Origin of the sequence: Neomegalonema perideroedes DSM 15528 (assembly GCF_000374145.1) — a bacterium.
In the GTDB taxonomy this organism is placed as follows: Bacteria; Pseudomonadota; Alphaproteobacteria; order Rhodobacterales; family Rhodobacteraceae; genus Neomegalonema; species Neomegalonema perideroedes.
In genome coordinates, this window is the sequence record NZ_KB893653.1 from 1,400,795 (window position 1) to 1,426,750 (window position 25,956).

21 protein-coding genes are annotated in these 25,956 nt (G+C 68.4%); 13 read left to right on the forward strand and 8 right to left on the reverse strand.

Annotated elements, in window-relative coordinates:
* Window positions 1-9: 9 nt before the first annotated feature.
* From B161_RS0106565 to B161_RS17095, 3 genes are read right to left on the reverse strand one after another with little or no spacing between them, the layout of a single operon-like run.
* On the reverse strand, window positions 10-645 hold the full coding sequence (locus B161_RS0106565; RefSeq protein WP_018632569.1) for an isochorismatase family protein: 636 nt from the start codon (window positions 643-645) through the stop codon (window positions 10-12).
* Window positions 642-2,270 carry a (2,3-dihydroxybenzoyl)adenylate synthase gene (locus B161_RS0106570; protein WP_018632570.1) on the reverse strand — a complete coding sequence of 543 codons (1,629 nt, stop codon included), beginning with the start codon at window positions 2,268-2,270 and terminating at the stop codon, window positions 642-644. The genes B161_RS0106565 and B161_RS0106570 overlap by 4 nt, the downstream gene beginning before the upstream one ends.
* Window positions 2,267-3,481, reverse strand: coding sequence for an isochorismate synthase (locus tag B161_RS17095; protein WP_018632571.1), 1,215 nt, complete (start codon window positions 3,479-3,481; stop codon window positions 2,267-2,269). The genes B161_RS0106570 and B161_RS17095 overlap by 4 nt, the downstream gene beginning before the upstream one ends.
* A gap of 331 nt (window positions 3,482-3,812) precedes the next feature.
* Between B161_RS17095 and B161_RS0106580 the strand changes: the two genes are divergently transcribed.
* From B161_RS0106580 to B161_RS0106600, 5 genes are read left to right on the forward strand one after another with little or no spacing between them, the layout of a single operon-like run.
* Window positions 3,813-5,210, forward strand: coding sequence for a YncE family protein (locus B161_RS0106580; protein WP_018632572.1), 1,398 nt, complete (start codon window positions 3,813-3,815; stop codon window positions 5,208-5,210).
* A gap of 18 nt (window positions 5,211-5,228) precedes the next feature.
* Window positions 5,229-6,107: an alpha/beta hydrolase gene (locus tag B161_RS17100; RefSeq protein ID WP_018632573.1), complete on the forward strand. Its 879-nt coding sequence runs from the start codon at window positions 5,229-5,231 to the stop codon at window positions 6,105-6,107.
* Window positions 6,104-7,198: an ABC transporter substrate-binding protein gene (locus tag B161_RS0106590; RefSeq protein ID WP_018632574.1), complete on the forward strand. Its 1,095-nt coding sequence runs from the start codon at window positions 6,104-6,106 to the stop codon at window positions 7,196-7,198. Before B161_RS17100 ends, B161_RS0106590 begins: the two co-directional genes overlap by 4 nt.
* Window positions 7,199-7,209: 11 nt before the next feature.
* Window positions 7,210-8,274 (forward strand): FecCD family ABC transporter permease, encoded by a 1,065-nt coding sequence (locus B161_RS0106595; protein ID WP_018632575.1) that lies wholly within the window; start codon window positions 7,210-7,212, stop codon window positions 8,272-8,274.
* Window positions 8,271-9,050, forward strand: coding sequence for an ABC transporter ATP-binding protein (locus B161_RS0106600; RefSeq protein WP_018632576.1), 780 nt, complete (start codon window positions 8,271-8,273; stop codon window positions 9,048-9,050). The genes B161_RS0106595 and B161_RS0106600 overlap by 4 nt, the downstream gene beginning before the upstream one ends.
* Window positions 9,051-9,105: 55 nt before the next feature.
* Here B161_RS0106600 and B161_RS0106605 read toward each other — a convergent pair whose 3' ends face one another.
* From B161_RS0106605 to B161_RS0106620, 4 genes are read right to left on the reverse strand one after another with little or no spacing between them, the layout of a single operon-like run.
* Complete coding sequence (locus tag B161_RS0106605; protein WP_018632577.1) at window positions 9,106-11,217, reverse strand: hypothetical protein; 2,112 nt, start codon at window positions 11,215-11,217, stop codon at window positions 9,106-9,108.
* Between the two features lie 12 nt (window positions 11,218-11,229).
* Window positions 11,230-14,106, reverse strand: a complete 2,877-nt coding sequence (locus B161_RS0106610) for a DUF4159 domain-containing protein (protein ID WP_018632578.1) — start codon at window positions 14,104-14,106, stop codon at window positions 11,230-11,232.
* Window positions 14,103-15,041 (reverse strand): DUF58 domain-containing protein, encoded by a 939-nt coding sequence (locus tag B161_RS17105; protein WP_018632579.1) that lies wholly within the window; start codon window positions 15,039-15,041, stop codon window positions 14,103-14,105. Before B161_RS17105 ends, B161_RS0106610 begins: the two co-directional genes overlap by 4 nt.
* Entirely contained in the window at window positions 15,038-16,105 is a 1,068-nt protein-coding gene (locus B161_RS0106620; protein ID WP_018632580.1) for an AAA family ATPase, read from the reverse strand. Before B161_RS0106620 ends, B161_RS17105 begins: the two co-directional genes overlap by 4 nt.
* Before the next feature lie 206 nt (window positions 16,106-16,311).
* Between B161_RS0106620 and B161_RS0106625 the strand changes: the two genes are divergently transcribed.
* The 8 genes from B161_RS0106625 (at window position 16,312) to B161_RS0106660 (ending at window position 24,810) form a co-directional block, all read left to right on the forward strand.
* Window positions 16,312-16,908: a DUF1285 domain-containing protein gene (locus B161_RS0106625; RefSeq protein ID WP_018632581.1), complete on the forward strand. Its 597-nt coding sequence runs from the start codon at window positions 16,312-16,314 to the stop codon at window positions 16,906-16,908.
* A complete protein-coding gene (locus B161_RS17110) occupies window positions 16,905-17,609 on the forward strand; it encodes a CoA pyrophosphatase (protein ID WP_018632582.1) in 705 nt (234 codons plus the stop codon). The genes B161_RS0106625 and B161_RS17110 overlap by 4 nt, the downstream gene beginning before the upstream one ends.
* Window positions 17,594-17,890, forward strand: coding sequence for a hypothetical protein (locus tag B161_RS0106635; RefSeq protein WP_018632583.1), 297 nt, complete (start codon window positions 17,594-17,596; stop codon window positions 17,888-17,890). The genes B161_RS17110 and B161_RS0106635 overlap by 16 nt, the downstream gene beginning before the upstream one ends.
* A 10-nt stretch (window positions 17,891-17,900) precedes the next feature.
* A complete protein-coding gene (locus B161_RS0106640) occupies window positions 17,901-19,109 on the forward strand; it encodes a CCA tRNA nucleotidyltransferase (protein ID WP_018632584.1) in 1,209 nt (402 codons plus the stop codon).
* A 241-nt stretch (window positions 19,110-19,350) separates the two neighbouring features.
* On the forward strand, window positions 19,351-20,934 hold the full coding sequence (locus B161_RS0106645) for an ABC transporter substrate-binding protein (protein WP_018632585.1): 1,584 nt from the start codon (window positions 19,351-19,353) through the stop codon (window positions 20,932-20,934).
* 112 nt (window positions 20,935-21,046) lie between these two features.
* Window positions 21,047-22,177 carry an ABC transporter permease gene (locus B161_RS18715; RefSeq protein WP_018632586.1) on the forward strand — a complete coding sequence of 377 codons (1,131 nt, stop codon included), beginning with the start codon at window positions 21,047-21,049 and terminating at the stop codon, window positions 22,175-22,177.
* A gap of 3 nt (window positions 22,178-22,180) precedes the next feature.
* A complete protein-coding gene (locus B161_RS0106655; protein ID WP_018632587.1) occupies window positions 22,181-23,146 on the forward strand; it encodes an ABC transporter permease in 966 nt (321 codons plus the stop codon).
* Window positions 23,143-24,810, forward strand: coding sequence for an ABC transporter ATP-binding protein (locus B161_RS0106660; protein ID WP_018632588.1), 1,668 nt, complete (start codon window positions 23,143-23,145; stop codon window positions 24,808-24,810). The genes B161_RS0106655 and B161_RS0106660 overlap by 4 nt, the downstream gene beginning before the upstream one ends.
* Before the next feature lie 15 nt (window positions 24,811-24,825).
* Here the strand turns inward: B161_RS0106660 and B161_RS0106665 are convergent, their stop codons facing one another.
* The gene (locus B161_RS0106665) at window positions 24,826-25,749 is read right to left on the reverse strand and encodes a LysR family transcriptional regulator (RefSeq protein ID WP_018632589.1); all 924 of its coding nucleotides are present in this window, start codon (window positions 25,747-25,749) and stop codon (window positions 24,826-24,828) included.
* Window positions 25,750-25,956 lie beyond the last annotated feature (207 nt).

A 25,956-nucleotide genomic window follows, 5' to 3' on the forward strand; every position in this document is an offset into this window, starting at 1 on the left:
CGCTCCTGTTCAGGCGAGGCGGTTCAGAATCTGAGCGGTCGAGAGGACGCCCGCGCAGCGTCCGGCGGTCCATTTCAGCGCCATATCCTGCTCTTCGCAGGAGAAATCGGCGAGGGCGTCGGCGATCATGAAAGCCTCGACGTCGCGCTGGAAGGCCTCGACGGCGGTCGCCATGCAGCCGATATGGGCGTAGATCCCTGTGATCAGCAATTGATCCCGGCCCCGGACCCTCAGCAGATGCTCAAGATTGCTCCGCTGAAAGGCGCTGTAGCGATGCTTCACAAGGGTGAAGTCGCCGGGTTGGGGCGCAAGCTCGGGGAGGATCTCCTCATGCTCGGGCGTATGGGACATGCCCGGCCCCCAGAGATCGGCCTGAAGGCCCCGGTCGCGGCGATCCTGATTTCCGATCTGGGCGGTGTAGAAGACCGGAATCCCCTTCGCCCGGCAATGAGCCGCCAAACGCGCGATGTTCGCCACGGCGGGAGCCAGAGGCGACTCGCCGGCGGGGAAGATCCGCGCGAAATAGCGCTGCATGTCATGGATCAACAGCGCCGCGCGGGCGGTCTCCGGAACCCAAGGCCCTTTCGCCGCTGGAATTTCGGCTTCGCCCGGCAGAGGATAGGGCGCGATCTGCGGCAGACTCAATTTTTGGCCTCTTGTTCAGCGAGATAACGCGCGCGGAGCGCCGCCCGCAGAGCCTTGCGGCTGATCTTGCCGACGGCGGTGGTCTCGAAATCGGGGACGAAGACCACCTGATCGGGAATCTTGAACCCCGCGAGCTCGCGGCCCCTCATGAAGGCTTTGACCTGCGGTCCCTTCAGAGCCTCGGCGCCGGGATTGCGGATGACGAAGGCGCAGATCCGCTCTCCGAGGGAGGGATCCGGCAGAGACACCACCGCCGCGTCGAAGATCTCGGGGTGGGCGAGGAGATGATCCTCGATCTCCTCGGCGGAGATCTTTTCGCCCGCGCGGTTGATGTGGTCCGTGGCGCGGCCCTGAACCACGAGGTTCCCCTCAGGCGTGCGCTTGACCACGTCGCCGGTGCGATAAAAGCCGTCGGGGGTGAAGCTGCGGGCGTTGGCGGCGGGGTCGTCGTGATAGGCGCGGATGGTGTAGGGGCCGCGCGTCAGCAGATTCCCCGGCTCGCCTTCAGGGACTGGATTCCCCGCGTCGTCGAGGATCAGAATCTCGTCGTCGGGGCTGATGGGGCGGCCTTGGGTCTCCAGCGCGACGGCTTCGGGATCGTCGAGGCGGGTGTAGTTCACCAAGCCCTCGGCCATGCCGAAGACCTGTTGCAGCTTGCAGCCGAGGGCCGGGCCGATGCGCCGCGCCGCCTCCGGAATGAGCTTGGCGCCTCCGACCTGCAAGACCTTCAGCGAGGACAGATCCTCGGTCGCGGCCCCCGCCGCCTGAGCCCAGAGCAGCGCCAGAGGCGGCACCAGCCCCGTGATCGTCACGCGCTCGCGGGCGATGAGGGGAAAGGCGGCCTCCGGGCTGGGGCTCGGCGCGAGGACCACCTTCGCCCCGACGGAGAAGGCGCCCATAAAGCCCGGCGAGGACATGGGGAAATTATGCGCCGCCGGAAGCGCGACGAGATAAACGCTTTCAGGCGTCAGGCCGCAGATTTCGGCGCTGGCGCGGAAGCTGTAGATATAATCGTCATGGGTGCGCGGAATGAGTTTCGACAATCCCGTGCTGCCGCCGGAGATTTGCAGAAAAGCGACATCGGAAGGCGAAGGCTCCGGCTCGCCTTTGAGCTTCTCATCCGGAAAGGCGCGGAAATCGGCGAAGTCTTCGGCCTCGCCGAGAATCACGGCCTTGATCTCCGGCCGCTCCTCGCGCAAAGCCCGCGCGAGGCCGCGATGATCGAAGCCGTCCCAGCGATCCGCCGCCACATAGCCCACGGCCTCGCTTTTCGTGGCGAAATGGCGGATCTCCGTCAGGCGATGGGCGGGCAGGGCGTAGACCGGAATCAGCCGCGCCAGAAACAGCCCGAAGATCACGCTGAAGAATTCGGGGATGTTGGGCAGATGGACCACCACCCGGTCCCCCGGCTCCCAGCCGAGCGCCCGAAAGCCCGCCGCCGCGCCTTCGGCGCGGGCGAGCAATTCGGCGTAGGTCCATCTCTGATCGCCCCCAACCACGGCCTCGCGGTCGCCATGCTCGGCTGCCAAAGCCCGGAGCATCTCTGGGAAGCTCTCGCCGCGCCAATAGCCCTTGGCGCGATAGAGCGAGGCGAATTCCTCCGGCCAGATTTGCTGAGGTCTCACGCGGCCTTCTCCGTCAGATGGCGGCCCGTCTCGTCCACGCCGAGCGCCCGCAGCATGGTCACCAGCTTGGCGGAGGTCTCTTCGGCCTCGGCCTCCGGCGTGGAGCCCGGCACCACGCCCGCCCCGGCGTAGAGCCGCGCCTTTTCGCCCGCGATCTCGGCGCAGCGCAGCGAGACGAACCATTCGCCGTCTCCCGCCTCGTCGAGCCAGCCCACGGCGCCCGCGTAGAAGCCGCGGTCATAGCCCTCCAGTTGGGCGATGGCCTGCGCCGCCGCTTCGCGGGGCAGGCCGCAGACCGCCGGAGTCGGATGCAGCCGCGCCAGAAGCTCGGCGACGGGAACGTCCTCCTTCAATTCGCCCTCGATCCGCGTGCCGAGGTGCCACATGGCCGCCGTCGCGCGCAGAGCGGGGGTTTTCGGAACCGTCAGCCGCGCGCAAAGCGGCGCGAGGGCCTCGGCCACGGCCTCGACGACGGCGGCGTGTTCGCGCTGATCCTTCTCGGAGGCGAGCAGCCCCTCGCCCTGACGGCGATCCGCCTCGGGATCTCCGCCGCGACGGGCCGAGCCCGCCAGAGGATGCGAGGCCACCAGCCGCCCCTTGCGCGAAACGAGCAGCTCCGGCGTCGCGCCGAGCAGCGCGCGCGGCGGTTCTCCGAGTCCGGAGAGCGGCGCGCAGAAGACCGTCACGCTGGGGTCTTCGCCGAGCCGCGCGAGCAGGGCTTCGCGGTCGATGGGGCGATCCGCCAGAATGGCCACGCTCCGCGAGAGGACCACCTTGCGCAATTCGGCGTCCTCCTCGCGGCGGAGGATCTTCAGCGCCTCGGCCACGGCCCGCATATAGGCGGCGCGGGTCGGCTCCGGCGAGACGCCCCAAGGCGAACCGCCCTCCGCCAAGGCCGGAACGGAGCCGCGCCGGAAGGCCGGGCCTTCGAGCGCGCGGATCTTTTCAGGCTGATGGAGCCGGTCATGGGCTTCGCGGTCGAAGGGCAGGGCGCCGACCAGCCGCCTCGGGCCTTCGGGCTCGGCGGCGAAGAACTCCGCCGCCCGCGCCGCCAGAGTCTCGACCGGGCCGCCCGGCAGCAGCCGCCGGAAGCCCCGCGCCGCCAAACCGCCTTCGAGATTCTGCAAGGCGAAGGCGGTGGGATCCTCTCCGACGACTCTGCGGAAGCCGCCTTCGGAAGGCGGGAGGGAGGAAAGCGGGCTTGAGGCCATGGCGGAAATCCTGAAAGCTCCGCCGCAGCGCGAAGCTTGGGCGTTCTTATCTTTTGACTAGTCTATCCGAGAATTTCGGTCAACTATGCGGCGCGGCTCCTCTCCGCTCCGTGATTCGGCGTCGTGACCGGCGGCGTAAGGGCGTGGAATCTCCGCAGATTCGCGCGGCTTTCCCGGTGAGGGAAAAATATCTTGACAGAATCCGTCAACTTTAGCTCTAAGGCGTTCACGACCCCGGCCCGGCTTCCGGCGCGGGCCTGAAGACCGGCGAAGGCGCGGGGCGTCGGCCTCCCTTCGTCGAGCGGATAAGATCATCAGGGAGATTCGAGCGATGGCCTCCAGACTCAAGACGTCTTTCCGGGGCGCCGCCCTTGCGGCCCTTCTGCTCGGCGTGAGCGCGCCCGCCGTTTCGGCTCAGGACGCCGGACCCAAATTGAGCGCCGGGCCCGCCGCCGCGGCCTATTCCGTGATCGCGGGCGGTCAGGCGAAGGTGAGCGGAGCCGGCCTTCAGCCCGGACAGGCCGTCAGCCTGACGAGCTCCGCTTTGGGCGGGGCGGCTCTGGGGGGCGGACTCGCGGACGCCGAGGGCAAATTCGAGGCGGTCGTGACCGTGCCCGCGGGAACCGCGCCGGGGGATTATCCCGTGCAGGCGGCTCTGAGCAATCCGGCGGGCGCCGCCCAGCTGACTCTGCATGTCTCGCCCTATCTGGAGTTCTCCGGACAGGAGGCTTTCGACCTCTTCGGCCGCAAGACCTCGCGCGGGCTTTATCAGACCGCCTATAGCCCCAAGACGGGCAAGCTCTTCGCCACCTCCGCCGTGGGCCGTCCGCCGGTGAAGGAATCGGAGCTTCTGCGCCTGAATCCCGAGACGCTCGAAGTCGAGGCCCGCGTCACGCCCGCCGAGGCGCCCGCCCGTCCCGACGGCTCGGCCTGGGGCCTCTACGCCCTTTACGGCTTGGGTCTGGACGACGCCAACGGCAATATCTGGACGACCAACACCCGTCAGGACACGATCGCGGTCTATCGTCAGTCCGATCTCTCGCTGGTGAAGCAATTCCCGCCGGGCGCCGTGACCCACGCCCGCGACGTGGCCGTGGACGAAGAGCGCGGCCGGGTCTATATCTCGACGGCGCGCGGCGCCTCGACGCTGGAGGTCTTCGACGCCAAGACTCTGGAGCATGTCGGAACGGTGGCCCTCGTCTCCAAGACCGAAGGCAAGGAATTCGTGCCGATGAGCCTTGAGCTGGATCCGGTCAACGACCGCCTGTATACGGTCAGCATGCCGAGCGACGAATGGGCGGCGGTGGATCTGCTGACCAGCGAAGTCGCTTATGTCGGCCCGGTGCCGGGCGCCAAGGGCGCGAGCGGCGTCGCTTTCGATCCCCAGACCAACCGTCTTTACGTGGCCTCGCAGCAGAGCGACAATCTGGTGATCCTCGACACGACCACCAACGCCGTGGTGGCCGACGTGCCGGTCGGGGCCATTCCGCTGAACGTGGCTTTCGAGCCGAAGAACCGCCTTATCTATGTGGCCAACCGCGGCGCGGGGACCATCGCGATCCTCAATGCGGAAGGCGAGATCTTGGGCAATCTGCCGGGCGGCGTCTACGCCAATCATGTGGCCGAGGACGGGCTTGGAAACGTCTATACGACGGATCGCGCCATCAACGACGAGGATCCGGCCGGAGACATGGTCCGCCGCATCTCGCCGAAGGCGGCGAGCCGTTGAACCTGAATCGTTGACCCCTTGAGCGAAGTTTTCCTTCCTCGGACGAAACTGCTGGATCTCCCCCGTTCAGGCGGGGGGGATCTTCGCGCTTTCGTGGGGTGGCCTGAAGAGCCTCCGCCGCCTGAGGGCTGGCCGGTGGTCTATCTGCTCGACGGCGAGACGTATTTCGCGCCCATGCTGGCGGCGGCGCGCTCCTTGTCGCATCGCCCGAAGACCACGGGCGTCGCGCCCGCGCTGATCGTCGGGATCGCGCCCCATGAGGACGAAACCCGCGACGAGCGCGAATTCCGCCGCTGCCGCGACTTCACCCCGCCCGCTCCGCGCGAGCTTCTGCCGGAGCGGCCCCATGGGCGGCCTTGGGGCGAGACGGGCGCGGCGGGCCGGACGCTCGACTGGCTGGAGGAGGCGGTCAAGCCGCTGATCGAGGCGAAATTCCCGGTGGACCGCAGCCGTCAGACGCTCTTCGGCCATTCGCTCGGGGGGCTTTGCGCGCTTTACGCCGCCTTCCGCGCGCCGGAGCGCTTTCAGCGCTACGCCGCCTCCAGCCCCTCCATCTGGTTCGCCGAACGCTGGATTCTCAAGGCCGAGGCCGAATTCCCGGCGCGTCTGCGCGCTTCTCCCCATCCGATCCTGCTCAGCCTCACGGTGGGCTCGCTGGAAGCGGAGCCGCCCGAGCATCTGCGCGCAGGAACCGACCCTTACGCCCATTGGGTGCGCAAGAACCGCATGGTCGAGAACCTCATGGAGATGGGGCGTCGGCTCGCGGCGCTGGACCCTGAAAAGCTTCAGGTGGTTCAGGCCGTGCTGGAGGGCGAGAATCATCCTTCGGCGGCCTTCGCCGCTCTGAGCCGCGCTTTGCGCGCGGCGCTCCGACCGGAAAGGGCCTTGACGTCATGACGAATTGGGGACGGGCGGCTTGCGCCTTGGCTTTGGCGCTTTGGGCGGCTTCTCCGGCGGCGGCGGAGGTCCGGGCGGAGGATCTCACCGGGCGCGAGGTGGTCCTCGCCGAACCGGCCAAGCGGATCGTCCTCGGCGAGGGGCGTCATCTGGCCGTGCTGGGCCTGACTCATGAGGATCCGGTCGCGCTGGTGGCGGGCTGGCGTCTGAGCAAGGCGCTCGACGAGGGCACTTTGGAGGCCTATCGGGCGAAATTCCCCGAAATCGACGCCATCCGCGACATCGGCGGGACGGGGCGGGATCTCTCGGTGGAGGCGATTCTCGCCGTGGATCCGGATCTGGTGGTGCTGCCTCTGGCGGACGCCGGAGCGCCGGGGCTCCTGCGCGCCCGCGAGCGCTTGGAGAAGGCCGGGGTTCCTCTGGCCTATGTGGATTTCTTCACGCATCCCGAATCCAACAGCATCCCGAGTCTGCGCATTCTCGGAGCGCTCACCGGCTCCGAGGCGAAGACGGAGGAGTTCATCGAATTCTACGAGGGCAAGCTGAAGGCGGTGCGGGCGGCGCTCGACGACCCGGAGCTTGAGCGCCCGAGCGTGTTTTTTCACGTCCATGCGGGCGGCGAGCGCTGCTGCTCGACGGCGGGCGGCGGCGTCTTCAACGACTTCATCGAGATGGCGGGCGGCGAGAATCTCGGGGCGCAGCTGGTGAAGGGCGTGGTGGGCGACGCCAGTCTTGAATCTCTGCTGCTGGCCGATCCGGATTTCTACGTCGCGACGGGCGGCGCCCATATGGCGGCGCGGGGCGGTCTGGTGCTGGGGCCGGGGATCTCCGAGGAGACGGCGCGGGCGGGGCTGAATAAGCTGCTCGCCTCGCGAGGGATCGCGCAATTGACCGCCGTGGAGCAGGGGCGGGCGCTCGGCGTCTGGCATCTCTTCAACGATTCGCCCTTGCACGTCGTGCTGATCGAGCTTCTGGCGAAGACTTTCCATCCCGAGCGGACGGGGGATCTCGACCCCGCCGCCACCCTCGCCGAGATCGAGGCGCGGTTTTCGCCCGTGCCCACGCCGGGGATTTACTGGCTGAAGCCGTGAGCGCCCCCGACATGACCGCCGCCCCGACCTCCGCCGCGGATCAGGCCCTCGCGGCCTGGAGCCGCCGCAATCGCCGCCGGGCGCTTTGGACGGCCGCGCTCGGGCTTTTGGCTCTGGCGGCGCTGACGCTGGACTTCTTCCTCGGGACCGCCATGAGCCTCGGGGAATCGTGGAACGCGCTCTGGGGGATCGGCGGGGCCAGCTCGCGCCAGAGCTTCATCATGCATGATCTGCGCGCGCCGCCCGCTCTGATGGCGGGCTTAGTGGGGGCGGCTCTGGCTCTGGCGGGCGCCGAGATGCAGACGCTGCTGGACAATCCCCTCGCCGAGCCCTTCACGCTGGGAGTCTCCGGCGCGGCGGCGCTCGGGGCGGGGCTGGCTCTGGCTCTGGGTCTGCGCCTGCCTTTCATCCCGCAGGAATGGGCCGTTTCGGCCAACGCCTTCGTGATGGCCTGCGCGGCTCTGGCGGCGCTTCAGGCTCTGACGCGCTGGCGGGCGGGGGGGCCTCAGACGCTGATCCTCTTCGGGGTGGGGCTGGCCTTCGCCTTTTCGGCCATGGTCTCGCTGACGCAATATCTCGCCTCGCCGGAGGATCTTCAGCAGCTCGTCTTCTGGACGCTCGGCAGCGTGCAGGGCGCGACTTGGGCGCAGGCGGGGCTGATGGCGCTGGTGCTGGCGCTCTGCGTTCCCTTCTCGCTGCGGGCGGCTTGGCGTCTGACGGCCTTGCGGCTCGGAGCCGAGCGGGCCGAGGGCTTCGGCGTGGACGTCGGGCGTTTAAGGCGCGGGGCTCTGGCGCGGGTGAGCCTGCTCGCGGCGGCGGCGGTCTCCATGGCGGGGATCGTGGGATTCGTCGGCTTGGCGGCGCCTCATGTGGCGCGGCGGATCGTCGGCGAGGATCACCGCTTCCTTTTGCCCGCGAGCATGTTTTGCGGGGCGGCGCTGATGTCCTTCGCTTCGGCGGCGATCAAGCTCATGGCTTCGTGGAACGGCGTGGGGCTTTTGCCCATCGGCCTGATGACCACCCTGATCGGGCTGCCGGTCTTCTTCGCCCTGATTCTGAGGAGGCGCGCGGCGTGAGGGCTTCCGGAGATCTGGCCGCTCGGGGCCTGCGGGTGCGTTATGGGGCGCGGGAGATCCTCAAGGGTCTGGATCTGCCGCCGCTGCGGCCCGGCGAATTCGTCGCTCTGGTGGGGCCGAACGGCGCGGGGAAATCGACGCTGCTGCGGGCTTTGGCGCAGCTCATTCCCTATCAGGGCGAGGTTCGTTTAGGCGCGGCCGATCTGAGGAAGATGAAGCCCGCCGAGCGCGCGCGTCTGATCGGCTTCATGCCGCAGAGCCTCTCCGCCGCAGAGGGTCTGAGCGTTCTGGATTCGGTGGTGGCGGCCATGCGGGCGGGGGGCGAGACGATCCCCGTCGCGGAGGCGGCCCGCAGCGCCTTCGCCGTTCTGGAGCGGCTGAAGATCGGCCATCTCGCCTTGTCGGCGCTCGATCAGCTCTCCGGCGGACAGCGTCAGATGGCGGGATTGGCGCAGGCTTTGGCGCGGGATCCGGAGGCTTTGCTCCTCGACGAGCCGACCAGCGCTCTGGACCTCGCCAAGCAGATTCAGCTTCTGGAGGAGGCGCGGCGGCTCGCGGGAGAGGGGCGGATCCTCGTCGCGGCGCTGCATGATCTGACCATGGCGGCCCAGTGGGCGGACCGCATCCTCATCTTGCGCGAAGGCGAGCTTTGGGGCCATGGCGCCCCGGCTGAGGCGCTGACCCCCGCCATGCTGGCGGAGGTCTACGGCGTTTCGGGCCGCGTCGAGCGCTGCGCCAGAGGGCGGCTGCTCGTGCTGGCCGACGGGCGGCTCTGAGCGCAATCCGAAAATTTGCAAGATTTTCGGATAAATTGCGCGACCGGAAAACGACTTAGCGTCCCTCGCGCCGCCAGGCCGCGACCAGCAGGCCCGCCGCGATGAGCAGCGCCAGCCAAGCGGGCGGCAGAGGCGTCAGGCTGGCCGCGCGCAGGACCGAGGCCTCGCGCTCCACCAGACCGATCCAGCCCCGGCCTTCGGCGGGGCGGCCCGCCTGCACGCGGCGGATGTCCGGCAGGCCCTCGGCGACGCGCAGAGAGGCGCCCCCCGTGGCGTCGAGAAGCGGGCGGAAGATCTCGTCCGTGGCGACGGCGTTTTCGAATTCGCGCGGGCTCGCGCCGCCCACCGCCGCCAGAGTCCGCCATTCGCCGTCCGTCACCACATGCACGCCGAGCTCCGGCGTTTCGATCTCCGCGCGCCAGAGTCCGGGGCCCGCCGCCTCGAAAGGCGCGAGAAGCTCGATTCCCGAAGGCGTGACCACCCGCGCCCGCTCCGGCCCCTCCTCGGCGAGGCTGCGGCGCGTGACGCCGATCCGCGCGCCCACCACCTCGGCGACCAGCGCGTCTTCTTCAAGCTCCGGCTCCTTCATGAGCCAATGGGCCAGCCGCCGGAACAACTCCGCCTGAGGCCCGCCGCCCTCGAAGCCGCGCGCCCAGAGCCAGATCGTATCCGAAGCGAGCAGCGCCACGCGCCCTTGTCCCACGCGGTCGAGGATCAGCAGGGGCTCGCCTTCGGGCGATTCCATCAGGGCGTTGGCCTCCTCGCGGGGATCCACCTGCACGATCCGCAGCCATGAGCCCCAGCTCGGCGCCTCCGCGCTCTCCTCCGAAGGCGGATAGGCGCGGGCGAGATCCGCCGTCACCGGATGGCGCCCGCCGAGATCGGTCACCCGGGGGCGGAAGGCGCCTTCCAGAAGCCGCCCGGTCGGGCGCGCGGGCAAAGTCGCGCCGAGGGGGCTGCGCTCAAGGCTGTCCACCCCCGCGAACTCCGGTCCCGCCGTGATCAGCGCCGCGCCGCCCGCGCGGATGTAGCGCGCCACGTTCATGATGTAGGTCGGATCCAGAATATCGCGCTCGGCGTAGCGGTCGAAGATCACGAGGTCGAAATCGTCGAGCTTCTCCATGAACAATTCCCGGGTGGGGAAGGGGATCAGCGACAGCTCGTCCGAACTCGCGCCGGGGTCTTTCTCGATGGGGCGCAGAATGGTGAAATGCACCAGATCCACCGCCGGATCCGCCTTGAGCAGATTGCGCCAAGCGCGTTGCCCCGCATGAGGCGCGCCCGAAACCAGCAAGACCCTCAGCCGCTCGCGGGCGGCGCGCAAAGTGAAGGCGGCGCGGTCGTTGCGCCCCGTGAGCTGCCCCGCCAGAGGCTCCACCGAGACCTCCACCGCGGCGAGGCCCGGCGCGTTCACCGTGGCCATGATCGTCTCGGAGACTCCGAGCGTCACGCTTTGCTGAACCGCGATCTCGCCGTTGACCCGCACGTTCACCAGCACGCTCTGGCCGGGCCGCGTCGGCGCCGCGCCAAGATCCTCCACCCGAATGCGGATGGGGATGTTCTCGCGGACCACGGCGAAGCTCGGGGCGCTCTCCAGCAGGAGGCGGCGGTCGTATTCGCCCTCCCGGCCCGTCGAGAGCAGATGCACGGGGGCCGGAAAGCCCGCCAGAGCCGCATCATGGGCGCGGCCGTCCGAGACCACCACCGCCCCGGCGATGCGCTCGGGGTCGGTTTCCGCGAGGATTTCATTCAGCGCGCCGAAGATCGGCGAGCCGAGATCATGGCCCGCCGCGTTCATCGCCGATTCCACGCGGATCACCTTCAGCTCCATGGGGCGCTCGAGGTTCATCCGCTCGACGGCGGCGCGCATGGCGGCTTCGGCGGCGGCGAGCCGCTCGGGGCGGCCGTCCACGCCGTCGCTGGCGGTCTCGTCGAGGATGAGCGCCGCCACCGAAGCCCGGGGCTCGCGCAGCTCCTTGACCAGCGAGGGCCCCGCCAGAGCCGTCAGCACCGCCAGCCCCGCCGCGAAGCGCAGCCAGACTCCCGGCGCCCGCCGCCAGAGCCCCAGCGCCAGAAGCGCCAGAACCAAAGCCGCCAAAAGCCCCAAGGCCCAGAGCGGGACCAAAGGCGCGAAGCGCGCGCCGGTCCAGGTGAGTTCCGCGTCCAAGCTCGCGCCCCCTTATCTTCCGAGCCGCTCAAGCAGCATGGGAATATGGACCTGATCCGACTTATAGGAGCCGGTGTAGGCGTACATGGCGACGTTCACGCCGAAGCGGACCGCCGTCTCGCGGCGGCGCTCGCCGCCTTCGGGCATGGGAAGGACGGGATCTCCCGCCCCCCAGCCGTCGCGGCTCGGGCGGAGCGCCCAAGCGCCGGCCCAGTCGCGCCCGCCGACGATCACCGGCGAAACCCCGTCGTTGGAGAAGCCGAGGGCTTCGGCGTCCTCCAGTTCGGCGGCGTTGGGCGCGGCCTCCACCCAGACCTCGCCGCCGTCCCAGCGGCCCGGAAACTCCTTCAGCAGGAAGAAGCTCCGCGCGAGGACATGGCGCTCGTCCAGCGGCGCGAGCGGCGGCAGATCCAGCCCCTGAGCCACCCGGCGCAGAGCCTCCGCGCCCGGCGTGGGGCGTCCGTCGAAGGCCAGATGCGCGTCGCGGGTGTCGAAGAGGATCATCCCGCCTTGGCGCAGATAGGCGTTGAGCTTGGCCACCGCCGCCGAACTCGGCGTCTCCTGCCGCGCGGTGATCGGCCAATAGAGGAAGGGATAGACGTTCAGCTCGTCCCGCTCGACGTCCACGCCCTCCGGCGGGCCGGGCTCGATGGAGGTGCGGGCGGTCAATTGCTGCGCCAGCCCGTAGAGCCCCGCGCGGCTGATCTCGTCGATCTGGGAATCTCCGGTTAGCACATAGCCGAAGGAGGCCTCCAGCGCGGCCTCTTCGGCCTTGGCCAGAGTCTCGGCGTCGAGGCGTTCGGGGGCGCTTTGGGCGAAGGCGGAGCCGCCGCCTCCCAAAGCCAAGCCGAGCGCCAGAAGCGCCGCGCCCGCCGCCGCGCCGCGCGCCGGGAAGCGCAGACGCCCCGTCACGAGCAGCGTGCCGAGGGCGTCCGCCGCCAAAAGCAGCAGCGCGAGGGTCAGCAGCAGCGGCTTCAGCGGGCGCTCGGGCGCGCCGCCCAGAGGCTCCTGAACCACATTGGCGGGGAAGGCGGGCAAAGGCGCGAGGCGCGCGCCGGGCGCCATGAGGTTCGAAGCGATCTGCGCGCCGTCGCGGGCGTAGATTCCGGGAGGCGCGTCATGATCGGGGCGGTTCTCGGCGAGCCGCGCCCCGGTCGCGGGACGCGCCGCCGCATCCGCGGTCTGGGGGACGCCCCAAGCGTCGAGGAGGGTCGTGGGCGTCCAAAGCGCCTCCGCCTCCGAGACGAGATTTTGCGCGGCGCGGCCGTCGAAGGCCGCCGCCCGCTCCAGCGTGCGCCCGAGCATCTCGATGAACAATCCCGAAAGCGGCAGGCTCGACCATGAAGGCTCCGCGCTGACATGCAGGAAGACCACGCCGCCCTCGCCGCGCCTTTCGGCGGTGACGAGCGGCGAGCCGTCGGCGAGCCCGGCCCAGACCTTGGGCGGCAGATCCACGTCCGGCTCCGCGAGGATCTGGCGGGAGATCAGCACGTCGGCGGGGGGCGTCAGGCCGAAGAAGGGGCTGTTTTCGTCGAAGGGCGCGATGGGCTGAGGCTCGCCCCAGCTCATGGCGCCGCCCAAGGTCCGGCGTCCGGGCCGCAGCCGCACCGGCAAAAGCGGATCGGGCGTCTTGAAGCCGCTCTGATCGTCGGCGGCGGCCAGAGTGGCCGGGCCGGCGAAGCGGATCAAGGTGCCGCCCTTGCGCACCCAAGCTTCGAGCGCCGCGGCCTCCGAGGGCGCGAAGGCGCCGACGTCCACCAGAATCACGGCGTCGAAGGCCGCGAGTCCGGCCCCGTCGGCCTGAGTCAGGGTCATAAGGTCGACGTTCTGGGTCTCGGCCAGAGGCGCCAGAGCCTCGCGGAGGAAATAGCCGCCAGAGAGCAAAGGCTGATCCTCGCGCGCGCGCTCGCCGCTGACGAGGGCCACGCGCTTGCGTTTGAAGCGATTGTCCAGAAGGGTCGCGCCGCCCGCGCTGCGGCTCTCCTCGAAGCTGAGGAAGGCGACGCGGTTCAGCAGATCCAGCGGCGCCTCGATCTCGGCGGCGGCGCTCGTCTCGCCCGCCGCGAAATCGGCCTGAGCCGAGGCCAGAGGGCGCGGCGCGGCGTTCTCGGGGGCCTCCCAAGCGAGGATGCGCCGGGTCTCCGGGCCGGAGGCCTCGGCGCGCAGGGCGGTCAGCTTCAGCTTGCCGGGCTCCTCGCCGGGGGGCTCGGCCCTCAGGCCGCGCGCGGTCTCCAGCGGGCCGACGGCGCGCGCGGAGAGTCCCGCCAGCCGCGCGGCGAACTCCCCGGCGCCGGGGCCGTCGAGCCCGTCGTGAATCCAGACCAGATAGGAATCCGCCGGAAGATCGGCGACGGCCAGAGCCTCGCGATGAGGCGCCCAAGGCTTGGGCCGCATCTCCTCCAGCAAGCCGAGCGCGTCGGCGGCGGGGCGGGGCTCGATGAGCAGGCGGCCTTCGGAGAGAGGCGGCTCCGCCAGACCGATCAGCGCGGCGGGGCGTCCGGCGCGCTCGGCCTGAGCGAGGATCTCGCGGGCGGCCTCGCGGCGGGCCTCCCAATCGGGCGCCGAGGCCCATCCGTCGTCCAGAACGAGGATCGCCGGGCCTTCGCCCTCGGAGAGCCGGGGGCGCGGATCGAGCACGGGCTGCGCGAAGGCGAAGATCAGCAGAGCCGCCGCCAGAATCCGCAGAGCCAAAAGCCACCAAGGCGTGCGCTTGGGGGTCTTCTCCGGGGGCTCCACGCCGAGCAGGATCGCCACGCCGGGGAAGCGCTCGCGCAGAGGCGCGGGCGGCGTCGCGCGCAGCAGCCACCAGAGGATCGGCAAGGCCGCCAAAGCCGCTAAAAGCCAAGGATTCAGAAAGGCGAGAGAGCCGATGCTCAGAGAGGGGATCATCTGGGCGCGCTCCAGCTTTGCGAGGCGGCGCTCAGGGCGCCATGCAGCGCCAGCAGCAGAGGCGCGGGAGATTGGTCGGTGCGATGGAGGAATAACCGCCATCCGGCGCCGCGCGCCAGATCCTCAAGACGGGCGCGGCGTTCGGCGAGCTTGTCTTGATAGGCGGCGTTGAGGGCCTCGGCGCGGTCGGCTTCGTAATTCAGCAGGCCGCCCATGCTCTCGAAGAGCAGCCGCCCGCGATAGGGGAAGGCCTCCTCGGCGGGATCGAGGATCTGCACCAGAGCGCCCCCCGCCTCCTGAGCCGCCGCCGAGGCCAGACGCCGCGCCAGAGGCTCCAGAGGGCCGAAGAAATCCGAAAACAAAGCCACCCGCGCCCTGCGGCCGAGCGGCGCGGCGGGCGGAGCGCCGTAATCGGGCGGAGTCTCCTGATCCGTCGCGGCCAGAGCCAGGGCCATGCGCCGCAGCCCCGTCTCGCGGGAGGTCGGGGCCAGAGGCGGAGCCAGCAGAGCGAAGCGCTCGCCGCTGCGCGCCGCCAGAGCCGCCAAAGCCAGAGACAAGAGCGAAGCCCGCTCCGCCTTGGTCGAGGGCGCGCCCTTCGAGCGGAAGCGCATCGCCGCCGAGCGGTCGGGCCAGAGCCAGAGCGTTTGCGCGGCCTCCCACTCGGTTTCGCGGACGTAAAGCTCGTCGGCGCGGGCGGAGCGGCGCCAGTCCATATCCGACAAGGCGTCTCCGGGGAGCGCGCGGCGATATTGCCAGAAGGTCTCCCCCCGCCCCGAGCGGCGGCGCCCATGAGCGCCCGTCACGAGGCTCGCGAGGCGCTCGGCGGCCAGCAGCAGCGGCGGCAGAGCCGAAGCCGCGCCCTCCGCGTCGCGACGGAGGCGCGCGGCCTCCGCGCCTGACGAGAAGGCCGCCTCCGGGCGGCGCGGCTCGCTCATGCTCCGGCCTTGGGAAGAGCTCCGGCCTTGGCGAGGGCTTCGGCGATCACGCCGTCGAGGCTGACGCCCTCGGCGCGGGCGGCGAAGCTCAGGGCCATGCGGTGGTGCAGGGCGGGAATCGCGAGATCCGCCACATCCTGAAGATCCGGCGCGAAGCGGCCTTCGAGCAGAGCCTTGGCGCGGACGGTCAGCATCAGCGCCTGAGCCGCGCGCGGGCCGGGCCCCCAAGCCACATGGCGGCGGGCGCTCTCCAGAGCCTGCGGGTCGCCCGGACGGCAGCAGCGCACGAGGGTCAAAATCGCCTCGGTGACCTTCTCGCCCACCGGAATGCGCCGCACCAGCCCTTGAAAGCGCTGAAGCTGCTCGGCGGTGATCGCGGCGTGAGGCGTCACGCTTTCGGCGCCGGTGGTGGCGAGCAGAATGGCCCGCTCGGCGTCGCGGTCGGGATAATCCACGTCGATCTCGAAGAGGAAGCGGTCGAGCTGGGCCTCCGGCAGCGGATAGGCGCCTTCCTGCTCGATGGGGTTGCGCGTGGCCAGCACATGGAAGGGCGCGGGCAGGTCGTGGCGCTCGCCGGCGATGGTGACGTGCTTCTCCTGCATGGCCTGAAGCAGCGCCGATTGCGTGCGGGGGCTGGCGCGGTTGATCTCGTCGGCCATGAGCAATTGCGCGAAGATCGGGCCCTTCACGAAGCGGAAGGCCCGCGAGCCGTCGGCGCCCTGCTCCAGCACCTCGGCGCCGAGGATGTCGGAGGGCATGAGGTCCGGCGTGAATTGGATGCGCCGCGCGTCCACCCCGAGGACCACGCCGAAGGTCTCGACGAGCAGCGTCTTGGCCAGCCCCGGCGCGCCGACCAGCAGCGCATGTCCGCCCGAGAGGATCGCCGCGAGGGTCAGATCCACCACGCGCTCTTGTCCGATGACGCGGCGGCCGATCTCGGCGCGCGCCTGAGCCAGAGCTCCCTGCGCCTCCTCGACGATTCGCAGAAGGGCGTCCTCCTCCGCGAAGCGGGCGGAGGAGCCGGAGCCGGAGTCGGCGGCGAGGCTGTCGGCGGGTGCGGTCATGCCGGATCCTGTCGTTTTTGAGGGGCCATCCGGCCCGAAGCGCGGCGGAGAGAGGCGGAAGGCCTTGCGTCGAAGGAGCTGCGCCCTCATCTCTGGGGGGCGAAGGTTATATTAAGCTATATCGCCGAGATTAAACCCCCGCCCTCCGTATTGTCGCACAAGAGCTTGTGAGCCGACGCGGGAGGCGGGTCGGCCTGAGAGGAGTCATGTCGGAGCCCCCCCGTTCGCCCGCAAACGCCCTTCCGAACTCCGCCCCCGGCCTCGCCGGTCTGGGCGAGGCGAAGAAGACCCGCCTGCCCAAACATCTTTGGAATCCTGCGATCTGCGGCGAGATCGACATCGCGATTCGCCGGGACGGGACGTGGATCCACGAGGGCCGTCCCATTTTGCGCCGCGAATTGGCGAAGCTCTTCGCTTCGGTCCTGCGCCGCGAGGGCGAGGATCATTATCTGGTCACGCCGGTCGAGAAAATGAAGATCCGCGTCGAGGACGTCCCCTTCCTCGCCGTGGAGATGCGCGCGGAGGGAGAAGGCCGGGAGAGGCGCCTGATTTTCGTCACGAATCTGGACGAAGAGGCGGCGCTCGATTCGCCCGGGGGCCTGCGCGCCGCGCGCGGCGCCTCGGACGGCTTGACGCCCTATCTGCGGATGCGGGATGGTCTGGAGGCGCGGCTCGACCGCAAGACGACCTATCGGCTGATCGAGTTGGGGGAGACGCAGGGCGAAGGCGAAGAGGCGGCCTTCGGAATCTGGTCGGGGGGAATCTTCCACCCGCTGGCCCCGGCCTCGGAGGCGGAGCCATGAACATGACGACGAACGCCTTGCGGTCTTTGCGAAGCCCGCCGGGACTTTTCCCCCCCGTCGAGCGCGCCGAGCTGCGGCGCGCCGTAGCCCAGACCTTGCCGCTCGCGGCGGGCGGCGACGACGTGGCGCCGGACGCCGCGCCCCGCATGGCGGCGGTGCTCTGTCCGGTGGTCGAGCGCGAAGACGGGCTTTGGGTCTGGATGGTCCGCCGGGGCGACCATCTGCGCCGCCACGCCGGACAGATCGCTTTTCCCGGCGGCAAGGTGGAGGAGGAGGATTCTTCTCCTCTGGCGGGCGCCCTGCGCGAGACTCAGGAGGAGATCGGCCTCGACCCCGGGCGGGTGGAGGTGGCGGGGGCGCTCGCGCCCTATCTGACCGTGACGGGCTTCCTCATCATCCCCTTCGTGGGCTTCGTGGACGCCGAATTCCATCCCGAGCCCGACGGCGACGAAATCGCGGAGGCCTTTCAGGCCCCGCTCGACCTTCTGCTCGATCCTGAGAAAATCCAGCGCCTCCAGCGAGAATACGCCGGTCGTCAACGCTTTTATTACGCCATCGACTATAATGACCGGAACATATGGGGCGCCACGGCGGGGATGTTGAAATCCCTATCGGAACGCGTGCTCGCCCTCCGCGAGAGCGAAGGGCGGTCCGTGGGCCCCGAGGCGGGATCGGGAGGCGCCGGGTGGGACGCATCCTGATCTTGATTTTCGCCCTAGGCGCCTCGCCCTTCGTGGTGGCCGCCTTCTACGAATGGCGTCGGGATCAGGGCGGCTGGCGTCGCCGGGGGCTCTGGGCGCGGGAAAGGCTGCTGAAGCTCGCCCTTTGGGGATTGCTGCTGGCGGCGACGGGATCTCTGGCCATGGCGCTCGTCATGGACCCGGGCGGACAAACCGGTCGTTACGAGCCGGCGCGATTTGAAAACGGACAGGTGACGCCGGGACGGATCGTCCCGGAGGAGCCCCAGCCGCGGAGCAGATAGGGGTGGGCAGATGAGTCTGGAGATTCGGGCGCCATGGCTTGAAGCCGAGACCACGAAGGCCGTCTGGTCGGCCCTGACCGCCGACGGCGCCTTCGTGCGCTTCGTCGGCGGCTGCGTGCGCAACGCGGTGATCAACGGTCCGCCCACCGACGTGGATCTGGTGATCGACCGCGCGCCCGAAGGCGCGGTGGATCTTCTGGACCGGGCGGGCATCCGCGTCGAGCCCACAGGCTTCGATCATGGCGTGGTGATGGCCGTGCTGGACGGCCAGAGCTTCGAAATCGCCTCCATGCGCCGCGACGTGACCCCCGACGGGCGGCGCTCCAAGGTCGAATTCGGCGCCGATATTCTGGAGGACGCCCAGCGCCGCGACTTCACCATCAACGCCCTTTACGCCGACGAACACGGCCATGTCGAAGATCCCATAGGATGGGCCCTCTCCGATCTGGAGGCCCGGCGGGTGCGCTTCATCGGCTCGCCCGCCAAACGGATTCAAGAGGATTATCTCCGCATTCTGAGGCTCTTCCGCTTCCACGCCTGGTATGGCGAGGGCGAGATGGAGCCGCCGGGCCTGGTCGCCTGCGCGGGTCTGGCCGGGGGTCTGGAGCGCGTGTCCCGCGAGCGGATCGGCGCCGAGATCATGAAGCTTCTGGCCGCGCCGGATCCCTCCATCGCCCTGAAGGCCATCGAGGAGACCGGAGTCATGGAGCACGCCTTGCCCGAGGCGCGCCGCAACGGCCCTTTCGCGGCTCTGGTCGCTCTGGAGCGCCGTTACGGCCTTCAGCCGGTGGATCCTCTGCGCCGGCTCGCGCTGCTCACGCGCGGCGCGGCCCCCGAGGAGGTGATGGAGCGGCTGCGCCTGTCGCGGCATACGGCCAACGAACTGGCCGCGCGCAGCGTCTCTTATCCGATCACGGATTCCTCCACCGCGCGCCGCCTCGGCTATGAGCGCGGCGCCGAGGCCGCCCGCGACGTGATGCTCATCGCCGCCGCCGACGGCGGCCCCGCCATCCACGCCCGCTGGGTCGGCGACATCAACGAAGGCGCCCGCCAAAAGCTGCCGGTCACCGCCAACGACCTGATCGACGTCGGATTCACGCCGGGGCCGCGCTTGGGGGCCGCTCTGGCTTCGGCCGAGCGCGACTGGGTCGCCAGCGACTTCGTGCTGGACCGCGCCACGCTGGTCTCGCGCGCTTCGGAGATGCGCGAAGCGGGCTGATCCCGCCCGTCTTCTGCGAAGCTTATGCGGAAATCTTCTTTACAAAGCCCTTCGGACCTTGTCCGGAGGGTTTTCTCATTGCGAAAACGCCGCTTGAGCGCTCCGCCCGCCTTTTCTAGGCCGGGTTCCGCGACGAAAGGATGACGGAGACTCTTGCGCGGGGCGGCGGCCTCTGCTTAGTCTGAGGGCATAAAAGGCGCGAGCCGCCCGTGAAAACAGACGACCCGTCAGGAGAAGATTTATGAAAATCCAACGCTTCGCGGGGCTTGCCGCTCTGCTCGCCTCGACCCTCATGGCCTCCTCGGCCATGGCCGAGACCTTGCGCTGGGCCCGCGCCAGCGACGCCTTGACCCTTGATCCTCATTCGCAGAATCAGGGCGTGACTCATAACTTCGCCCATCATATTTACGAAACTCTGGTGGATCGCGCCGTGGACGGCTCGCTCACGCCGCGCCTCGCGACCGAGTGGTATGTGAAGGAGGACGATCCCAACGTCTGGGTCTTCAAGCTCCGCCATGACGTGAAGTTCCACGACGGCGCCGACTTCACCGCCGAGGACGTGGTCTTCTCGCTGGATCGCGCGCGCTCCGAAAACTCCAATATGCGCCAGCTGCATTCCGCCATCGCGAGCGTCGCGGCGGTGGACGACCACACCGTCGAAGTGACGATGACCGGCCCTTCGCCGCTCTATCCGAACAACCTGACCAACACCTTCGTCATGGACAAGGGCTGGTCCGAGGCCCACAGCCTCCAGAGCGTGCAGGATTACGCCGCCGGAGAAGACAACTACGCCGTGCGCAACGCCAACGGCACCGGCCCTTATATCCTCGAATCCCGCGAAGTGGACGTGCGCTCGGTGCTCAAGCGCAATGAAGCCCATTGGGCCGAAACCAAGCCGCAGGTCACTGAAATCATCTATCTGCCCATCGCCGAGAACGCCACGCGCATCGCGGCCTTGCTCTCGGGCGAGGTGGATCTCGTGCAGGACGTGCCGGTGCAGGACATCGAGCGCCTCAAGAACACCGCGGGTCTGAAGGTCGAGACCGGCCCCGAGAACCGCATCATCTATTTCGGCTATCGCATGGACGACAAGCCGCTGAAATCCTCGAACGTCGCGGATAAGAACCCCATCGCCGACCCCCGCGTGCGCGAGGCCATGCATCTGGCCATCGACCGCGAGGCCATCAAGCGCGTGGTGATGCGCGGCAATTCGCTGCCGGCGGGCGTGGCCATGCCGCCCTTCGTCCATGGCTGGACCCCCGAGCTCGACGCCTTCCCGGCCCCCGATCCCGAGCGCGCCAAGGCTCTGCTCGCGGAAGCGGGCTATCCGGACGGCTTCAGCGTCACGCTCGACACGCCGAACAACCGCTACGTCAACGACGAGGCGATTTCTCAGGCGGTGGTCGGCATGCTGGGCCGCATCGGAATCAAGGTGACGCTGGCTTCGCGCCCGGTGGCGCAGCATTCGCCGCTGATCACCGGCGACAACACCGATTTCTATCTGCTCGGCTGGGGCGTGCCGACCTTCGATTCCGCCTATATCTTCAACGACCTGATCCACAGCCGCAATGGGCATTTCGGCGCCTATAACCCCTCGGGCTACGCGGATCCGGCGCTCGACGCCAAAATCGAGGGCCTCGCCACGGAGATCGACGTCGAGAAGCGCGACGCCGACATCGCGGAGATCTGGGCGCAGGTCCAGCGCGACCGCGTGCTGCTGCCGATCCATAACCAGCTTCTGGCCTACGCCATGAAGGACAATCTCACGCTGGCGGTTCATCCTGAGAACCAGCCTCTGATGACCATGGTCACTTACGGCCAGTAAGAATCTTCGGCGGGAGGGCCGGGGGCGTCCTGCGCCTTCGGCCCCCTTCGTTTCGACGGCGGACGCGAGGCCGGCGACGGCCCCGCGCCTCTCCTCATAGCCCGGAGATCCCATGCTCGCCTTCATTCTCCGGCGGCTGCTGCAATCGCTCATCGTGATGCTGGCGGTCGCGTTCATCGCCTTTCTGATGTTCCGTTTCGTCGGCGATCCCGTCGAGGGCATGATGGGCGTGGACGCCCGCCTCGCCGACCGCGAGGCTCTGCGCGACAGGCTCGGGCTCAACGACCCCTTTTATATGCAGTTCTGGACCTTCGTGAAAAACGCGGCCCGGGGCGAATTCGGCATCTCCTACCGGCTTCAGCAGCCGGTGACGCAATTGATCCTCAGCCGTCTGCCCGCCACCATAGAGCTCGCCGTCGTCTCGGCGAGTCTGGCGCTGATCGTCGGGGTGACGCTGGGCGTCTTCACGGCCATTCACGGCCGCCTCCCGCCTTCGAGCCGCGAGACTCTGACCGCTCTGGCGGCGATCATCCTGCCCGCTCTGGCGCTCTGGTTCTTAGGGCGGGGCCTCCTCTGGAGCTTCGGCGCGGCGGCTCTGATCTTCGTCTCGACGGCCTTTTGGGCGAAAAGCTTCTTTTCTCAGGCGGTGATGGCGGTTTCGCTGGTGGGCGTCTCGCTGCCGACCTTTCTGATCGGCATTGGGCTGATCTTCGTCTTCGCGGTGGAGCTGAAGCTTTTGCCCTCTTTCGGGCGCGGCCAGACGGTCGAGCTTTGGAAGGGTTGGAGCACCGGATTCCTGACGAAATCGGGTTTGCTCTCGCTGATCCTCCCGGCGGTGACGCTCTCGTTGTTTCAGATGACGCTCATCATGCGGCTCGTCCGCGCCGAGATGCAGGAGGTCTTGCGCAGCGACTATATCCGCTTCGCCCGCGCCCGCGGCCTGCCGGAATCGACGATCAATTTCCGCCATGCTCTGAAGAACACCATGGTTCCGGTGATCACCATCACGGGCCTGCAACTGGGCTCGATCATCGCCTTCGCCATCATCACCGAGACGGTCTTCAACTGGCCCGGCGTGGGCTCGCTGTTTGTGAACTCGGTGCAGGCGGTGGACGTGCCGGTGATGGCGGCCTATCTGCTCTTCGTGGCGCTGGTCTTCGTGGTGATCAATCTCATCGTCGATCTTCTTTATTACCTCGTCGATCCGCGCCTGCGCGTGGACGGCCGTTCCGGGAGGGCCTGAGCCATGACCGAAGCTCCTCCTCCCGAAGCGCCCGTCGAGGCCGCCGCTCCCGCGCGGGGCTTTTGGGCGCGGTTCTGGGACAGCGACGTCTTTTGGTCCTATCGGCATAATCCGGTGGCGGTGGTCTCTTCGCTGGTGGCTCTGACGCTGATCCTCGCGGCGGTCTTCGCGCCCTGGATCGCGCCGCATGATCCCTTCAACCCCGCGACGCTCCAGCTCATGGACGGCTTCACGCCGCCCGGCGAAGCGGCCATGTCGGGGACGGTCTATCGCTTCGGCACGGACGACCAAGGCCGGGATCTGCTCTCGACCATTCTGTATGGCTCGCGGGTTTCGCTCTTCGTGGGCTTCGCGGCCACGCTCTTCTCCATGACTCTGGGCGTGAGCTTGGGCCTCTTCGCGGGCTATCGCGGCGGCCTCGCGGATACGATCATCATGCGCGTCGCCGACGTGCAATTATCCTTCCCGGCGATCCTCATCGCCTTGCTGATCTTCGGCGTGGCGCAGGGCGTCATCCCGCCCAATAAGCAGGAAAGCATGGCGATTTGGGTGCTGATCCTCGCCATAGGACTCGCCAATTGGGCGCAATTCGCCCGCACCGTGCGCGGCGCCGCCATGGTCGAGCGGCAGAAGGATTACGTCTCCGCCGCGCGGATCATGGGCGTGCCGGGTCCGGCCATCGCCTTCAAACATGTCCTGCCGAACGTCCTCGGCCCGGTGCTGGTCATCGCGACGATCAGCCTCGCTCTGGCGATCATCGAGGAGGCGACCCTCTCTTATCTTGGGGTGGGCGTGCCGCCGACCCAACCTTCGCTCGGGACGCTGATCCGCATCGGCCAGCGCTTCCTCTTCTCCGGCGAGTGGTGGATTTTGTTCTTTCCCGCTCTGATGCTCATTTTGCTCGCGCTTTCGGTGAATCTCCTCGGCGATTGGCTGCGCGACGCCCTGAACCCGAAGTTGCGCCAATGACAGAGACAGACGCCCAGACGCCCGTCCTTTCGGTGCGCGACCTCGTGGTGGATTTCCCCCTGAGGCGCGGGAATTTCCGCGCCCTGCATGGCGTGAGCTTCGACATCGCGCCCGGCGAAGTGCTGGGCGTGGTGGGGGAATCCGGCGCGGGGAAATCCATGACCGGCGCGGCGGTGATCGGCCTGCTGACGCCTCCGGGGCGGATCACCAGCGGCGAGGTCTATCTGCAAGGCCAGCGCATCGACCAGCTGCCCGAAGCGGAGATGGTCAAGCTGCGCGGCAAGCGGATCGGCATGGTGATGCAGGATCCGCTGACCAGCCTGAATCCGCTCTTCACGGTGGGCCAGCAGCTCATCGAGACCATCCGTCAGCATCTGCCGCTCAGCGAGGCCGAGGCTCGGGCGCGGGCGGTCTCGCTGCTGGAGGAGGCGGGGATTCCCCGCGCCGCCGAGCGCATCGATTCCTATCCGCATCAGTTTTCGGGCGGCATGCGTCAGCGGGTGGTGATCGCTCTGGCCATCGCGGCGGATCCTGAGCTGGTCATCGCCGACGAACCGACTTCGGCGCTGGACGTCTCGGTGCAGGCTCAGGTGATCAAGGTGCTGAAGAAGCTCTGCGAGAGCCGGGGCGCGGCGATCATGCTCATCACCCATGACATGGGCGTCATCGCGCAGATCGCCGACCGCATCCTCGTCATGAACGCCGGACGCATCGTCGAAAGCGGGCCGGTGGGGCAGGTGATCCGTCATCCGCGCGAGCCCTACACCATCAAACTCATCGACAGCATCCCGACCCTCAACCGCGAATCCGAGGCGCCCGTCCCCGCCGAAGCCGCGACGCCTGAGTCCGCTCAGGACGCTTATGTGCGCGTCGAGAACCTCACCCGCGATTTCAGTCTGGGCGGCGGCGGCTCCTTCTTCGGGCGGCTTTTCGGCGGGAAGGATAAGATCTTCCGCGCGGTGAACGACGTCTCTTTCTCCATCCGCCGGGGCGAGACCTATGGCCTTGTGGGGGAATCGGGCTCGGGGAAATCCACCTGCGCGAAGATGATCGCGGGGCTGATTCCGCCGAGTTCAGGCCGCATCTTCGTCGACGGCGCCGACGTCTGGTCCGCCGAGGGCGCGGCCTCGCGGCGGCGCAACGTGCAGATGATCTTTCAGGATCCCTACGCCAGCCTGAATCCGCGCTGGCGGGTGGGGAGCATCGTCGCCGAGCCGATCAAGGCGCTGAAGCTGACCTCCAATCGTTCCGAGATCGAGGACCGCGTGGCGGATCTTTTGCGCAAGGTGCGGCTGGATCCGGTGGCGATGCGCAAATATCCGCATGAATTCTCCGGCGGCCAGCGCCAGCGCATCGCCATCGCGCGGGCGCTCTCGACGCAGCCGGCCTTCATCGTCTGCGACGAGCCGACTTCGGCTCTGGACGTCTCGGTTCAGGCGCAGGTTCTGGACCTCATGAGCGGGCTTCAGGAGGAATACGGCCTGACCTATCTGCTCATCAGCCATAACCTCGCGGTGATCCGCCAGATGGCCAACGACGTGGGCGTGATGCGTCAGGGCGTTCTGGAGGAAAGCGGCCCGGTGGACGAGATCTTCGACCATCCCAAGGCCGAATACACCCGGATGCTGCTCGACGCCGTGCCGGATCTCGACAAGGTGGCCTGAGGCGAGGCGAGCCCCTTATTTTGGCAGGAAATCGCCCTTCATGGCGAGGATCTCGGCGCGGATGCGCGCCGTCGCCGGGCTGAGCGGCGCGGCGCGCGGCCGGACGAGCCGCCATTGCCGCACCAGAGGCAGGCCCGGCGCCCGCACCAAGGCGAGGCGTCCTTGGCGCAGCTCCTCCATGGCCGTATGCAGCGAGAGGAAGGCCATGCCCAATCCCGCCATGGCCGCCTGTTTGATGGATTCGTTCGAGCCCATTTCGATCAATTCGAAGCCGCGCCCGTCGGCCAGAGAATCCAGATAGCGCGCCATCAGCAGCCGCGTGCCGGAGCCCTGTTCGCGCGAGATGATCGGCTCGCGGAGCAGATCCTCCGCCCCGACCTCCTTCAGCTTCGTCAAAGGATGCTCCGGCGCGGCGATCAGCCCATGCGGATGAGGCCCGAGAATATCCTCCTCGATCTCCGGCGCCCTCGGCGGACGCCCCATGATCGCGAGATCCAATTCTTGGCGCTCCAGCCCCTCCAGCACCCTTTCGCGGTTGGATTCGCGCAGGACCACCTCGATCTCCGGCAGGATCTCCCGCAGGCGCGCCACCAGACGCGGCGCGAAATATTTCCCCGTCGAGACCGCCCCCAGCACCACGCGCCCGGTTTTCCCCTGAGCCTGAGCCGCCAGATCCGCGGCGAGGCGTCGCAGGATGTCTTCGATCCGCCGTCCGGCCTCTATGGCCATCTCGCCTTCAGGGGTGGGGGAGGAGCCTGCGGAATCGGCCCGCCTCTGCAAAAGCGCCACGCCTAAAACCCCTTCCAGAGCGCGGATTTGCGCATGAACGGCGGGCGGCGTCAGTCCGAGGCTCTCGGCGGCGGCGGCCAGAGATCCCCCCCGCGCCACGGCGGCGAGCGAGCGCAATTGACGCAAGGTCAGGGCTTCGGGACGGCTCATTCGATTTTCCTGAATGCGGCTTCTGATTTTTAAAATTTCTTTTTGGCCTCTCATCCGCAAGCTTAAAGGCGAGACGGGGAGATCGAAAAGGATCTTCTGAAAATCGCCTCTCAAAAGAAAGGCTTAGATCTTTTCTCCGAGCCCTCGGGCGCGGCGGGATGAGCTAAGCCCGAGAAGATCAAGGGACCGGAAAACCGGCCCGTCCAT